At 68.1% G+C, this 13,136-nt stretch carries 11 protein-coding genes; 6 read left to right on the top strand and 5 right to left on the bottom strand.

Translation table 11 applies throughout. The features are described from left to right. Positions 1-188 precede the first annotated feature (188 nt). The 4 genes from ACIPQB_RS24455 to ACIPQB_RS24440 all read right to left on the bottom strand — a co-directional run bounded on the left by ACIPQB_RS24455 (position 189) and on the right by ACIPQB_RS24440 (position 4,045). Positions 189-674, bottom strand: a complete 486-nt coding sequence (locus ACIPQB_RS24455) for a transcriptional repressor (protein ID WP_446487853.1) — start codon at positions 672-674, stop codon at positions 189-191. Between the two features lie 43 nt (positions 675-717). After that, positions 718-1,494 carry an acid phosphatase gene (locus ACIPQB_RS24450; RefSeq protein ID WP_446487852.1) on the bottom strand — a complete coding sequence of 259 codons (777 nt, stop codon included), beginning with the start codon at positions 1,492-1,494 and terminating at the stop codon, positions 718-720. Positions 1,495-1,554: 60 nt separating this feature from the next. Continuing rightward, positions 1,555-2,607 (bottom strand): 1,9-bis(guanidino)-5-aza-nonane synthase, encoded by a 1,053-nt coding sequence (locus ACIPQB_RS24445; protein ID WP_446487851.1) that lies wholly within the window; start codon positions 2,605-2,607, stop codon positions 1,555-1,557. A 166-nt stretch (positions 2,608-2,773) separates the two neighbouring features. Beyond that, the gene (locus ACIPQB_RS24440; protein ID WP_446487850.1) at positions 2,774-4,045 is read right to left on the bottom strand and encodes a type III PLP-dependent enzyme; all 1,272 of its coding nucleotides are present in this window, start codon (positions 4,043-4,045) and stop codon (positions 2,774-2,776) included. 236 nt (positions 4,046-4,281) lie between these two features. Between ACIPQB_RS24440 and phnC the strand changes: the two genes are divergently transcribed. The 6 genes from phnC (at position 4,282) to ACIPQB_RS24410 (ending at position 10,996) form a co-directional block, all read left to right on the top strand. Continuing rightward, complete coding sequence (gene phnC, locus ACIPQB_RS24435) at positions 4,282-5,088, top strand: phosphonate ABC transporter ATP-binding protein (protein ID WP_446487849.1); 807 nt, start codon at positions 4,282-4,284, stop codon at positions 5,086-5,088. Further along, complete coding sequence (gene phnD / locus ACIPQB_RS24430; protein ID WP_446487848.1) at positions 5,085-6,101, top strand: phosphate/phosphite/phosphonate ABC transporter substrate-binding protein; 1,017 nt, start codon at positions 5,085-5,087, stop codon at positions 6,099-6,101. Before phnC ends, phnD begins: the two co-directional genes overlap by 4 nt. Positions 6,102-6,109: 8 nt before the next feature. Next, on the top strand, positions 6,110-6,928 hold the full coding sequence (gene phnE / locus ACIPQB_RS24425) for a phosphonate ABC transporter, permease protein PhnE (RefSeq protein WP_446487847.1): 819 nt from the start codon (positions 6,110-6,112) through the stop codon (positions 6,926-6,928). A 158-nt stretch (positions 6,929-7,086) separates the two neighbouring features. Beyond that, complete coding sequence (locus ACIPQB_RS24420) at positions 7,087-8,373, top strand: OprO/OprP family phosphate-selective porin (protein ID WP_446487846.1); 1,287 nt, start codon at positions 7,087-7,089, stop codon at positions 8,371-8,373. Positions 8,374-8,458: 85 nt separating this feature from the next. After that, positions 8,459-9,502: a substrate-binding domain-containing protein gene (locus tag ACIPQB_RS24415; protein ID WP_446487845.1), complete on the top strand. Its 1,044-nt coding sequence runs from the start codon at positions 8,459-8,461 to the stop codon at positions 9,500-9,502. Positions 9,503-9,700: 198 nt separating this feature from the next. Continuing rightward, on the top strand, positions 9,701-10,996 hold the full coding sequence (locus tag ACIPQB_RS24410) for a hemolysin family protein (protein WP_446487844.1): 1,296 nt from the start codon (positions 9,701-9,703) through the stop codon (positions 10,994-10,996). 13 nt (positions 10,997-11,009) lie between these two features. Here the strand turns inward: ACIPQB_RS24410 and ACIPQB_RS24405 are convergent, their stop codons facing one another. After that, a complete protein-coding gene (locus ACIPQB_RS24405; protein ID WP_446487843.1) occupies positions 11,010-12,992 on the bottom strand; it encodes an AsmA family protein in 1,983 nt (660 codons plus the stop codon). Positions 12,993-13,136 lie beyond the last annotated feature (144 nt).

The raw sequence follows: 13,136 nt of genomic DNA, 5'->3' as shown, positions 1-13,136 counted from the left end.
GCCATGCAACCCGTCTACTCAAACAATGGCGGCACGCCCGTCAGCGTCCTCTCACGCCGAAAATCTCAAGACCCGAGTCAAATCAGCAACATCCCGACCGCTCCACAGCCCCAACCGGACAGCCGTGCCACAAGGGCGGGAATGACGGATCAATTTGAGAAGGCGGCGGATGGGGACGAAGCGTCGCCTCACCCCCGGCAATCGGCGCAGAGGCCGTGCGCTTCGATGGTCACCGCGGTCAGCGCATAGCCGGCCGAAGCCCCGGCGGCGATGATCTCGGCGCTGGCCTTGGGCTCGATCTCGCGGGTGGCGCCGCAGCAGTCGCAGATTAGGAAGGCGGCGGCGTGGCCGTCGGCCTCCTTGCGGCAGGCGACATAGGCGTTGAGGCTCTCGATGCGGTGGGCGAAGCCCTGCTTTTCGAGGAAGTCCAGCGCCCGGTAGATGGTCGGCGGCTTGGCCGGCGGGCCCTCGACCGCGAAGCTGGCGATCAGGTCATAGGCCTTGACCGGCTGGCCGGCCTTGAGCAGCAGCTCCAGCACTCGGCGGCGCGGCGGGGTCAGGCGCTGCTCGGCCGAGGCGCAGCGGGCCTCGGCCGCCGCCAGCTCGGCGGCCAGAAGGTCGCCGGCCACGCCGTGGTGGTCATGATCGTGGTCGCAGGCGGCGGAATGAGCCATGCTCAAGAGGTAGAGGGGCGGGCGGCCCGGCGCAAGCTTCGGGTCAGTAGGGCGTCCGGGCGACCAGGGCGGCCTCGGCGTCGCACTGGGCCCGCGGACCGGCGGCCTGGCCGGCGCGCGCGGCGGCGATCTCGGCGCGGACGGCGTCCAGGTCGTCGCGGAAGGTCTTGGAGCCGTGCAGGGCCGCCACCACCGCCGAGGCGTTAGTGCGGCCGGCCTCGACGGCGCTGGCGTTGTGGACGCCGCAGACCACCCGGCTTTCGCCATAGGCGCGGGCCCGGACCAGGATGGCGGTGGCGTCCTGGGGATCGACCTCGGCCAGGATCAGGCCCACGGTCCAGCCCCAGGTGGTGTGGCCGGACGGATAGTCGGGGCTCATCGCCAGGCTGACGCTCTTGTCGACGCAGATGGGGCCGTCGTCGACCAGATAGGGCCGCTTGCGCTGGTAGAGGTCCTTGGGGGCGTTGACCGCGTCGCGGACGTCATGGCGGACCTTCTGCAGCAGGGCGGTCAGCCGCGGCGTGGTCTCCGGCGTCGGCGTGAAGCCCAGGGCGCAGGCGAAGTCGGCCAGGATCTTCTTCTCGTCGACGTCGTTCTGGGCCAGGGCCCAGCGCGGCGTGTCCTTCAGCGCCCGGCTGGCCAGGAAGGTCTTGCGGTCGGCCTCGTCGCGCGGCTCGCCGGGACGCGGGGCCGGGGAGAGGATCTTGGCGGTGTCGAGCGCGCCGGGCGGCAGATAGCCCTTGGGCGCCTCGTCCCGGGCCAGGCTCGTTCCGCAGATCAGCAAGGCCGCGCAGGCGGCGAGGGCGAGCTTGGCGCGCATGAAAAAGGTCCCCGAAATCGCTTTCGGGGACCCTGCATTTTCATGGTGTTCGCCGCAAGCCTACTTGCCGAACAGCTTGTTCCAGCGCGGCTTCTCGCGGCCCTTCCAGTGTTCGCGGTGATAGGCGTCCGAGGCGATCAGCGGCACCACCGTGGTGGCTTCGGCGAACACCATCTGCTCGTAGGTGGTGTTGACCTTGCCCCAGCTGGCGGCTTCCTTCAGCGTCGAGGACGAGCAGGCGCCGTCGCGCACGTCCGCCACGGTGATCTGCACGGCGTACTTGTGCATGTCGGCTTCGACGCCGAGGATCTCGGCGCAGACGACGGTGTCCTGGGCGAAGTTCTTGGGCACGCCGCCGCCGACCATGAACAGGCCGGTGGTGCCGGCCGCGATCTTGATGTCGGTCAGTTCACGGAAGTCCGCCACCGCGTCGATCATCAGATAGGGCTGCTTGGCGGCGATCCGCTCCTTCTGGTGCTTGACCAGGCCAAAGCCCGCCGAGCTGTCGACGAAGGCCGGGCAGAAGATCGGCACGCCCTCCTCATAGGCGGTCTGGATCAGCGAGCCTTGCTTCTTGGCGTTGCCCTCGCTGAGCCATTTGCCCATCTCCCAGATGAACTCGCGCGAGGAATAGGCGCGCGGCTCGAGGGCGTTACAGATCTCCAGGATCGTGTGGTCGCAGTTCTGGAGCTCTTCCTCGTCGATATAGGTGTCGTAGATGCGGTCGATATAGTTGTCGCGCAGCACGTTGTCGTCGACCGGGCCGGCGGCCTGATAGTGCTTGAAGCCCAGGGCTTCGAAGAAATCCATGTCGACGATCGAGGCGCCGGTGGCGACCACGGCGTCGATCATGCCGTTCTTCACCATGTCGCGGTAGACGTGCATGCAGCCGCCGGCCGAGGTGGAGCCGGCCAGGATCAGCCACGGCGAGCAGGACTTGTCTTCCAGCGCCATGTTGAGGATGTCGGCGGCGCGGGCGGTGTCGCGGCTGGAGAAGCTCATCTTGCGCATGGCGTCGATGATCGGCCGCGCGTCGAAGCTCTTGATGTCGATGTGCTCGACGATGTTCTGCAGCAGTTCGGCTTTTTGGTTGTTCGGAACGGGAGCGTTCATCGCTTCGGTTTCCCTGACTTTGGACGCCCGTCGTTGAGAGGTGACCCTTCGCCGGGACGGAGCGACCGGCGGGGGAATGGGGAATCCGGCTCGCGCCCGACGTCTGTAACGTCGGGCGCGGCGCGCGGTTTAACTCAGAAACGATCTAGTGGCGAACGACGTCTGTTTAACGACGACGGCGCTTCTTCCCCGCCGCGCCCTTGGGACGCGAGAAGCGGACGATCTTGCGCTCCTCGGCTTCGGGCCGCGGGGTCGGGATCGAGCGCTTGGCCAGGCCGTACATCGAGGCCATCGGCGCGTCCTGCACCTCGATGGTGTCGGTCTCGCCAAAGCCGTTGAAGCGGGTCGACATCGCCACGCCATAGGCGCCCAGCATGCCGATCTCGATATAGTCGCCCTCGTCGACGCTTTCCGGCAGATAGAAGGGGCCGGGCATGTGGTCGACGCTGTCGCAGGTCGGGCCGTAGAAGCGGAAGGGCTTGAGGCCTTCTTCCACCGGCTTGTCGCCATCGGGGCCGTTCTTGCGCAGCAGCTTGACCGGGAACGGCCACTTCATGTGCGCCGCGTCGAACAGCGAGCCGTACGACCCGTCGTTCAGATAGAGCGCGTCGCCCTTCTTCAGCTCGACCTTGACCAGCAGGGACGAGGCCTCGGCCACCAGGGCCCGGCCGGGTTCGCACCACAGCTCGGTGGTCTCGTGGACCATCATGTCGGCGAAGCCGCGGTCGATGGCGGCCAGATATTCCGACAGCTCCGGCGGGGCCATGCCCGGATAGATCGACGGGAAGCCGCCGCCGACGTCGACGACGTCGGCCAGCACGCCGGCCCGCACCAGGGCCCGCGAGGCCTGGGCCATGGCGGCCTGGTAGGCCGTGGGCCGCATGCACTGGCTGCCGACATGGAAGCTGACGCCCATCAGGTCCTGGGTGGCGCGGCGGGCGGCCAGCAGCAGGGCCGGGGCGTTGTGCGACTCGACCCCGAACTTGCCCGACAGCGAATAGGCCGCGCCCTCGGCCTGCACGCCCATGCGGACGATCAGGTTGAGGTCCTTGGCCTGGCCGGTGGCGTCGAGAATCTTGGCCAGCTCTTCATGGGTGTCGAACGAGAAGGTCCGCACGCCGTGATCGAAATAGGCGGCCGAGATCGCCACGCGGCTCTTCACCGGGTGCATGAAGGCCATGCGCGAACCGGGGGCGTGCTCGCCGACCAGCTCGATTTCGTTGAGAGAGGCGACGTCGAACGACCGCACGCCGGCCTGGGCCAACTCGCGGATCACCCACGGCGAAGGATTGGCCTTCACCGCGTAAAAGACATCGCCCTTGAATTCAGCCTGGAACCAGCGCGCCGCTACGGAAACCGCGTCTGGCCGCACGAGTGCGACAGGACGTTCCGGTGACCGCTCACGGACCAGGTCCAGGGGTTCATGGTACGTGTGCAATTCACGTAACCCCCTGCAAGACGTTAAACCCAGGCCGGCGTTAGCAGCGCTTATGAGGACTTCGGGTCCGCCGGAGCGAGCGAAATAGGGGCAATGGACGGGGATGTAAAGAGCCTAATCCGGTGCGCGACAAACCGCCGACGCCTCAAGCGCTGTCACAATTGCTTTGCGTCCCCGCGCCAAACCGACGAACGCGTTTACACGGCGGCAAAGCACGTTAAGGATTCGTCCCGGCCATGAAGTCGGACCCCGTTCTCTCGATCCGCGCCGCCTCCAAGACCTTCGGGTCGCGCAGGGCGCTGGACGCCGTTTCGCTCGACGTGGGTCGCGGCGAGATGATCGCGCTCATCGGTCCTTCGGGCTCGGGCAAATCCACTCTGTTGCGGTCGATCGACGGCCTGCAGACCATCGATGAGACCGGCAAGGCCGACGAGGGGGTGATCACCGCCTTTGGCGGACCGGTGCAGGCCCGCGGGCGGGTCAGCGACCAGGTGCGCCAGGCGCGCATCCGCATCGGCTTCATCGCCCAGCAGTTCAACCTGGTCGGCCGGCTGAGCCTGTTCACCAATGTCGCCCTGGGCTCGCTGGGCCGGATCAGCCAGTGGCGCGGCCTGCTGGGCGCCTGGCCGGCCGAGACCCGGGCCGCGACCATGGCCGCCCTGCACCGGGTCGGGGTCGCCGACTATGCGGCCCAGCGCGCCAACACCCTGTCGGGCGGCCAGCAGCAGCGCGGGGCCATCGCCCGGGCCCTGGTCCAGAAGGCCAAGATCGTCCTCGCCGACGAGCCGGTCGCCTCGCTCGATCCGGTCTCGGCCCGCAAGGTCATGGAGATTCTCCGTGACCTGAACACCTCCGACGGCCTGACCGTCGTCGTCACCCTGCACCAGGTGGACTACGCGCTGCGCTATTGCGACCGGGTGGTGGCGCTGAAGGCCGGGCGCAAGGTCTATGACGGCCCGACCAGCGGCCTGGACCGCGACCAACTCATCGACATCTACGGCCCGGAATTCGAAGACGTGTTCTGGGAAGGAGCCCCGCAATGATCCGCCGCACCCTCATCGCCGGCCTGGGCCTGGCGGCCCTGGTCCTCGCCGCCTGCGGCGAGAAGCCGGCTGCCCCGGGCGCGGCCAGGGACACGGTGACCTTCTCGATCCTCTCGACCGAGTCGGCCCAGAACATGGAGGGCTACTGGAAGCCGATCCTGGCCGACATGGAGAAGTCCACCGGCCTGAAGGTGAAGCCGTTCTTCTCGTCGAACTATTCGGCCCTGATCGTGGCCATGGGCGCCAAGCAGACCGACCTGGGCTGGTTCTCCAACCAGTCGGGCCTGGAGGCGGTGCGCCGCTCGGGCGGCGAGGTCTTCGCCCGCACCTTCGATCCGACCGGCCACGACGGCTACAAGTCGGTGATCATCGTCCCGGCCGACAGCAAGTTGACGCTGCAGGATCTGCTCAAGTGCGACAGGACGCTGAACTTCGGGATCGGCGACAAGAAGTCGACCTCGGGCACCCTGGCGCCGATGACCTATGTGTTCATCCCGGCCGGCAAGAAGCCCGAGACCTGCTTCAAGACCGTGCTGAGCGGCAACCACCAGGCCAACCTGTTCGCGGTGGCCAACGGCAAGCTGGACGCGGCCACCAACAACACCACCTCCCTGCGCCTGAACGCCATCAACGGCCATGGCGAGGCCAAGAGGATCAAGGTGATCTGGGAATCGCCGACCCTGCCTGAGGATCCGATCATCTGGCGCAAGGACCTCGACCCGGTGACCAAGGAAAAGCTGCGCCAGTTCTTCCTGACCTACGCCCAGGGCGACTCGCCCGAGGCGGTGCGCCAGCGGGCCGACCTGGCCAGGCTCAGCATCGGCGGCTTCAAGCCCGCCGACGACAGCCATCTGCTGGTGGTGCGCGAGATGGAGGCTCTGGAGACCCTCGGCCTGGCGCGCGAGACCGGCGATCAGGCCAAGATCGCGGCCGCCCAGACGGCGCTGGACGGCATCCGGGCCCAACGGGTGGCCGCCGAGGCCAAGGCCGGCCTCGTTCCGTCCGCCAACTGAGCGCGGCGATGACCGGCGAGATCATCCCCCCGCCGCCCAGGCGCTCGACCTCGGCCCTGGCCTTCGACGTGCTGCTGTGGGGCGGCGTGGTCGTGCTGCTGGTGATCAGCTTCTATCCGGCCGAGATCGACAAGTTCCCGCAGCTGTTTCGCGACACCTCGCGCACGACCGCCTTCGCCAAGCTGTTCTTCGCCCCGTTCGGCGACCTGAAGCTGTTCCTGTCGATGGACTGGCCGACGTTCATCGGCAAGATGTGGCAGACCATCCAGATGGCGCTGTGGGGCACGGCCCTGGCCATCGTGCTGGCGGTGCCGTTGGGCCTGCTGGGGGCGCGCAACATCAGCCCTTGGTGGATCCAGCAGCCGGTCCGCCGGCTGCTCGACGTCATTCGCTCGATCCCCGACCTGGTGGTGGCGTTGATCTTCATCACCGCCGTCGGCCTGGGACCGTTCGCCGGGGTGATGTCGATCATGTTCAACACCGGCGGCGTGCTGGCCAAGCTGTTCGCCGAGGCGGTGGAGTCGATCGACAAGGGTCCGGTCGAGGGCGTGCGGGCCACCGGCGCGGTCAAGCTGCAGGAGGTGGTCTGGGGGGTGATCCCGCAGGTCGCGCCGCTGTGGACCAGCTACGCCCTCTACCGCTTCGAATCCAGCGCCCGGGCCGCGACCGTGCTGGGCATCATCGGGGCCGGCGGCATCGGCCAGGTCCTCTATGACTCGATCAACGCCTTCCAGTTCGACCAGACCGGCTGCATCGTCCTGGTCATCATCGTAGCCGTGTCGATGATCGATCTACTATCTCAGATCATCCGCACACGTCTGCTCTAGGACGTGTTCTGTGGCCTTGGGGCCACATTTAAGATCTTGAAAAGACTTGTCATCGGTCTGTCATCAAAGGGTGGCGGAACCGTCACGCGACCCCCGTAAAGCGCTCCTACCTGATCCGGACGAACGGGCAGGGGGCAAAGCCTAAGGGGAATTCTCACATGCGGAACAAGACCTCGCTGGTCGGCGGCGCGGCGCTGGGCGTCATGCTCGCCTGCGGCCTCGGCGTCGCGGCTCACGCGCAAGACACCACGGTCGCCTGGAAGGGCGCGCCGCAATGGACCAATGACGACGTCTATTTCAAGGTCCGCGGCCGGATCCTGCTCGATGCGGTGTTCCAGGACGTCGATCGCGACGCCCCCAACACCGACTACAAGACCAGCAACATCCGCGGTCGCCAGGCCTTCATCGGCATCGAAGGCAAGCTGAACAACTACATCGCCTACAAGGCCGAAGGCGGCGCCGTGAACGGCGGGGCCTGGGGCTGGGACGACGTGGTCATGGAGATCAAGCCGACCGAGACCACCTCGATCCTGTTCGGCAACGTCAAGGCCACCGGCCTTGAGAACCTGACCTCGACCCGCTTCACCACCTTCATGGACCGCGGTCCGTACGGCGACATGGGCGTCGACAGCTATCTGCTCAGCGTCGTCGGCAAGGTCAACGGTCCGAACTGGAGCGTCACCGGCGCCGTCCAGGGCGACAGCATCAACAGCACCGACGTCAACAACACCTCGAGCTCGGCGACCACGAACCAGAACTCCAAGGAGCGTCTGGGCTTCACGGGCCGCTTCCACTACGCCCCGCTGCTGACCGACACCGACAAGGTCCACCTCGCCGTCTCGGCCCGCTATCGCAACCACGGCAACGACGGCGCCTTCAACTACCAGGGCCGCCCGGACACCAACTACGGGACCAACGGCCTGTACTACAAGACCGGCGCCATCTCCGACTCCGACAAGACCTTCGCCGCTGAAGGCGCCTGGTTCCACAACAGCTTCTCGGTCCAGGGCGAATATTCCGACATCAAGGTCACCCGCCTGGCCACGACCGCGCCGGGCTCCGATCCGGACATCAAGGTCGGCTACGCCTTCGTCAGCTTCTGGCCGACCGGCGAAACCCGCAACTACGATCCGGTGGCGGGTGAGGTGAAGCGTCCCAAGATCCTCAACCCGATCACCGCCGGCGGCTTCGGCGGCGTCGAACTGGCGCTGCGCTACGACTACGCCGACCTGACTGACGCCTACAAGACGGCCTCGACCGCGGCGGCCAAGACCCTGTCGCAGGACGCCGGCAAGTACACCGCCTGGACCCTGGGCGTGAACTATTATCCGACCTCCTATGTGCGCTTCATGGCCAACTACACCGACGGCTCGGTCGATCCGGTCGTCGTCGGCCGCGGCATGGACATCAAGCAATTCCAGCTGCGCGCGCAACTGGACTTCTAAGACCCACGGGCCGGCCCCCGCGTCGCTGTAAGGGCCCGGCCGGCCCGTTTCCTCTTCAAAGCTCTCGAGACTCCAGGAGTCCTCAATGAAAAAGCTGCTTTCCTGCGCGGCCGCCGCCGTCGCCCTGTCGGGCCTGGCCGCTGCGCCCGCCTTCGCCGCCCGCGACTATGTCTGGGCCGCCGGTTCGTCGACCGTATTCCCGTTCGCCACCCGCACCGCCGAGAACTTCGCCAAGAAGACCGGCAAGAAGGCCCCGAAGGTTGAAAGCCTCGGCACCGGCGGCGGCATCAAGCTGTTCTGCTCGGGCACCGGCGAAGGCTTCCCCGACATCGCCGACGCCTCGCGTCCGATGAAGAAGTCGGAATTCGACGCCTGCGCCGCCAAGGGCATCAAGGACATCGTCGCCATCAAGATCGGCTTCGACGGCATCGTCGTGGCCACCGACAAGGACGGCGCCGACTACAACTTCAAGACCGAGCACCTGTACATGGGCCTGGCCAAGCAGGTCCTGAAGGGCGGCCAGTTCGTCGCCAACCCCTACCACAACTGGGATGAAGTCGGTTCGGGCCTGCCGGGCAACCGCATCCAGGTCTACGGCCCGCCGCCCACCTCGGGCACCCGCGACGCCTTCGTCGAGCTGGCCATCGAGGCCGGGGCCCGCAAGTTCCCGACCGCCGACGCCCTGCGCTCGGACAACGAGAAGAAGTTCAAGGCCCTGGTCGACCCGCTGCGCAACGACGGCTGGATCGACGCCGGCGAGAACGACAACGCCATCGTCGGCACCCTGACCAAGACCCCCGGCTCGCTGGGCGTCTTCGGCTGGTCCTACCTCGAAGAGAATATGGACAAGATCAAGGGCGCCTCGGTCAACGGCGTGCGTCCCTCGCCGCAGACCATCGCCGACGGCTCCTACCCGCTGTCGCGTTCGCTCTACATCTACGTCAAGAAGGCCAATATCGGCGTGACGCCGGGCCTGGCCGAGTTCATCCAGGAGTTCACCTCGGATGCGGCCACCGGTCGTGGCGGCTATCTGCAAGGCCGCGGCCTGATCCCGCTGCCCCCCGGCCAGCACGACGCCCAGAAGCAGGTCGCCGCCAACAAGACGGTGATGCCGCGTCCGGCCCAGTAAGCCTCATCCGTCGCGAAGACGGATGACCGGTGCGGCTCGGAGCGTCTCTTCGGAGGCGTTTCGGCCGTAAGCAAGACAGCGCCGCGGTCCCCAGTGGGCCGCGGCGTTTTCTTTTGTATAGTGGCCGCTCGGACGGCCCGTGGGGCCTGCTCCGTTTGACCGCGGCCGCTCCGGCGCCGCGCGGACCCTCGAAGGACCATGATCCTCCTCGCCCTCGCCGTCGTCCTGCTCCTCGTTCTTTTGAACGGGGTGTTTTCCATGTCGGAACTGGCGGTGGTCTCGGCCCGCCGCGCCCGGCTGCAGACCTTCGCCGATCGCGGCGACAAGGGGGCCAAACTGGCCCTGGCCATGGCCGAGCACCCGACCCGCTTCCTGTCGGCCGTGCAGGTCGGCATCACCCTGATCGGCATCCTGGCCGGCGCCTACGGCCAGGCGACGATCGCCGGGGCGCTGGACGCCTGGTTGAAGGACAAGCCGGTGGTCGGTCCCCATTCCGAGGCGATCGCCACCACCATCGTCGTCATCGGCCTGACCTACGTCTCGGTGATCCTCGGCGAGCTGGTGCCCAAGCGCCTGGCCCTGTTGTTCCCCGACGTCATCGCCCGCCGGATGTCGCCGTTCCTGGCCCTGGTGGCCACGGTGCTGCGCCCGTTCGTCACCCTGCTGACCGCCTCGACCGCCGGCATCCTCAAGCTGATGGGGGTGCGCGACGAGCGGACCAACGACATCACCGCCGAGGAGGTCGAGACCGTGCTGGCCGAGGGGGCCGACGCCGGCCTGATCGAGCCTGAGGAGCGCTCGATGATCCAGGAGGTGCTGCGCCTGGGCGACCGCCCGGTGCGCGTGGCCATGACCCCGCGCCGCGACCTGTTCTGGATCTCGCTGGCCGACAGCCAGGAGGCGATCCTGGCCGAGATCCGCGCCTGCCCCTATTCGCGCATCGTCGTGGCCAGCGAGGACGATCTCGACGGCGAGATCGGGGTGATCCTCAAGAAGGACCTGCTCGACGCCTGCCTGGGCGGCGATGTCATCGACATCCGCAGCCACGTGCAGCAGCCGATCGCCATTCCCGAGACCATGTCGCTGCTGCGGGCCATGGCGGTGTTCAAGCAGACGCCGCTGCACATGGCCCTGGTGGTCGACGAGTTCGGCTCGATCCAGGGGGCGATCACCCCGCTGGACCTGCTGGAGATGATCGCCGGCGACTTCCCCGAAGGCCATGACGAGAGCGACAGCCGCATCCTGCGCCGGGAGGACGGCTCCTGGCTGGTCGACGCCCGCCTCGACATCCAGGAGCTCAACGACGCCCTGGGCGAGAGCTTCGAGGCCGAGGGCGGCTATCACACCGTGGCGGGGTTGATCCTCGACCGCCTGGGGCGGATCCCGCGCGAAGGCGAGGTCGTGGCGCTGGGCGCCTTCGATGCGGAGGTCGTCGACATGGACGGCTCGCGGATCGACAAGTTGATCCTGCGCTGCGCGCCGAGGGGCGAGTAGCGACCGCTCAGCCCTACTTCTTGACCTTGGCCGGCGTGGTCTGGGACACCTTGACCGGCGCGCCCTCGCCGCGGGCCTCGGCGACCAGGCTGGCGCAGTCGGCGTCCTTGGCCTCGCCGCCGGTGACGAAGGGCAGGATGGCGGCCAGGGGCGACAGCAGCGTGCTCAGCGCCGCGGCCACCCCGCCCTGGGCCACGGCCGCGCCGGCGTCGAGCCCGACCTTGGGGGCCATCAGCGGCCCGCGGATGGTGATCGGGATGAACAGCCGCACCAGGCGCGGCTTCTTGCTGTCGCCCTCGATGCGCAGGTCCAGCCGCTCGTTCCGCAGGTCGACCGTCCCCTTGCCGCGGGCCAGCACCACCCCGGTGTCGGCGACGATGCGGTCGCTGCGCATCACCCCGTCGCGAACGTCGAAATCGGCCACCGCGCAGCGCACGCTGGTCTGGCGGTTGTTCTTGCTCAGCAGCAGGATCAGGCCCTTGGAGGCGTTGACGCCCAGCAGTTCGGCGAAGGCCTGGCGCATCTGGCCGCGCGGCGCGACCACGGTCACCTGGCCGTTGGCGCTGGACGCGGCCCGATGCACCGAGTCGCCGTAGCCGGTCAGCCTGGCCCGGGCCATCACCCCGCCCTCGATGGCCGGCTGGCCGCCGCTGCGGATCGGAATGAAGTCCTCCAGCTTGGCGTTGCTCAGCCGCATGTCGAGGTCGGTGCGCGGGACCTTGGGATTGGCGTCCAGCCGCACCTTTCCGGCTAGGTCGCCGCGCGAGAAGGTGAAGGCCAGGGGATCCAGGGACAGGACCCCGCTGTCCAGGGTCGCGGTCACCCGCACCTTGCGCAGCGGCAGGTTCGGCGCGTTGACGGCCAGGGCCTGGTACCTGACCTTGGCGTCCATGGCCTTGACGCGGTCGACCTGCAGGGTGGCGTCGGGCAGCAGGCGCTTGGTCACGTCGCGCTGCACGGCCTCGACCTTCTGGCCGGCCGAGGCGGTCTCGCCACGGCCGGTGGCGGGCGCCGCCCCGACTAGGCTGCCCAGGTCGTCGAAGTCCAGCCGCCGCGACTTCAGGTCGGCCTCCAGATAGGGCCGCTTGCGTCCCATCAGCACGAACAGGTCGCCCGAGACGTCGCTGTCGCCGACCCGGCCGGTCAGCTTGTTGAAGTCGAAGCGCTCGCCGTTGCGGGTCAGGCGGCCGTTGACCCGGTAGGGCGGGGTGTTGGGCAGGGTCAGGCCGGTCAGGGCGTAGAGCCGGTTGAGGTCGGTTCCCGACACCGCCAGCTGGGTCTCGAAGCGGCCGAGGTTGAAGGGCTTGGTCACCTCGCCCTTGGCCAGGATGCGGGTCGAGCCGGCCTCGACCCTGGCGTCGAACGGATAGGGTCGGCGCGGCGAGATGTTGAGCAGCGGCCCGCCGGTGACCAGGGCGGTGAACGGCGCGCCGTTCAGCCGGCCCTCGCCCTCCAGCGCGAACCGGCCGCGCCCCTGGCCGGTGGCGTGCTCGTTGGAGCTGACCTGGCCCAGGAAGAAGATATCGCGCTGCTTGTCCTCATAGCGCAGCTTGCCGTCATTGATCACGAAGTGCTGGATGGCCGGCAGCTTCAGCGGCTTTTGCGGCGCGTTGGGATCGCCGAACGTCCAATTGGCGCGACCGGAGGCGTCGCGCAGCAGCTTCAGGTCGGGCCGGTCGACCGCCAGCAGCGGCAGGACCACGTCGCCCCGGAGCAGGGCCGGCAGGCGGATCTGCACGGCGATGCGGTCGATGCGGGCCATGGTCCCGGCCTGGGGTCCGGTCTTCGGGGCCCAGGCGGGCTGGGCGATGCGCACGTCCAGCGCCTCGGCCTTGGGCGACAGCGACCAGGGGTGGACCCGCAGGTCGCCGGCGATCACCACCTGGCGGTTCAGCCGCGCCGAGGCCAGGCGGCTCACCGGACCGCGCAGCCAGTTCCAGTCGAAGACCAGCAGGAAGAGGATGATCGCCGCGAACAGGACCGTGGCGACGATCATCCCCCAGCGGGCGCCCGGCGGCAGGCCGCCCAGGCGCGCGCCCAGGCGCGCGCCCAGGCGCCGGGGCCAGGGCGGTCCGGCGGCGGGCGGGTCGGCGGTCTGGGACGGGAAAGACAGGACGGAAACCTCCAGGCGTCCGTCTAC

This window comes from Caulobacter sp. LARHSG274 (assembly GCF_052871235.1).
This window is presented reverse-complemented; position numbering and strand designations above follow the sequence as displayed.